Raw genomic sequence first — 845 nt, 5'->3', positions numbered from 1 at the left:
CTAGGCTCAGGACTCATTGATCCAGAAGAGGACGGTGGCCGCGAGGCAGATAGCGGAGAAGAAGGTGTGGGCGCAGCGGTCGTAGCGCATGGCGACGCGGCGCCAGTCCTTGATACGGCCGAACATGTTCTCGACCCGATGGCGCTGGCGGTAGAGCACCTTGTCGTAAGGGATCGGAATCTTCCGGCTGCGCGTTGAGGGAATGCAGGGGATGATGCCGCGGGCGATGAGGGCTTCGCGGAAGCGGCAGCTGTCGTAGCCCTTGTCGCCGAGCAGTTCCTTGGCCTGCGGCAGATGGGGCAGCATCAAAGCCGCACCCTTGTGATCGCTCATCTGGCCTTCGGTGAGCAGAAGCAGGACAGGACGGCCCTGACCGTCGCAGACGGCATGCAGCTTGGAGTTCAGCCCGCCTTTCGTCCGGCCGATACATCGGGGTAGAGCCCCTTTTTGAGCAGGCTGGCCGCCGTGCGATGCGCCTTGAGATGGGTCGCGTCGATCATCAGCCGATCGGGCTGGCCTCGGCGGCCCGCCAGGCCTGCGAAAATCCGGTTGAACACGCCCATCCGGCTCCAGCGGATGAAGCGGTTGTAGAGCGTCTTGTGCGGACCATACTCGGCGGGTGCGTCGCGCCAGCGCAGGCCGTTGCGGATGACATGGATGATCCCGCTGACGACACGCTGGTCGTCCACCCGCGGCACGCCGTGCGACAGCGGGAAGAAAGGCGAGATCCGTGCGACCTGCGCCTCCGTCAGCCAGAATAAGTCCGCCATGGCAGCACCTCCGGCTGCCATGGAATCACAGCTCCATCAGAGCGCAAGATCAGATTTAATAGGTCCTGAGCCTAG

Annotated in this window: 1 protein-coding gene; it reads right to left on the bottom strand. The window is 63.8% G+C overall.

Annotation, left to right across the window (positions count from 1 at the left end; all coding sequences use genetic code 11):
- Window positions 1-6: 6 nt before the first annotated feature.
- Window positions 7-770 (bottom strand): IS5 family transposase gene (locus GVN67_RS29080; protein ID WP_160000774.1). Its coding sequence is split into 2 segments (ribosomal slippage): window positions 7-437 and window positions 437-770, totalling 765 coding nucleotides; the frame shifts between segments, so codons are not numbered across the junction.
- Window positions 771-845 lie beyond the last annotated feature (75 nt).

The sequence above is a fragment of the Roseomonas sp. 18066 genome (genome assembly GCF_902706185.1).
Lineage (GTDB): Bacteria > Pseudomonadota > Alphaproteobacteria > Acetobacterales > Acetobacteraceae > Pseudoroseomonas.
The sequence above is the reverse complement of the archived record's forward strand: the minus strand, read 5'-3'. Positions and strand labels throughout refer to the sequence as shown.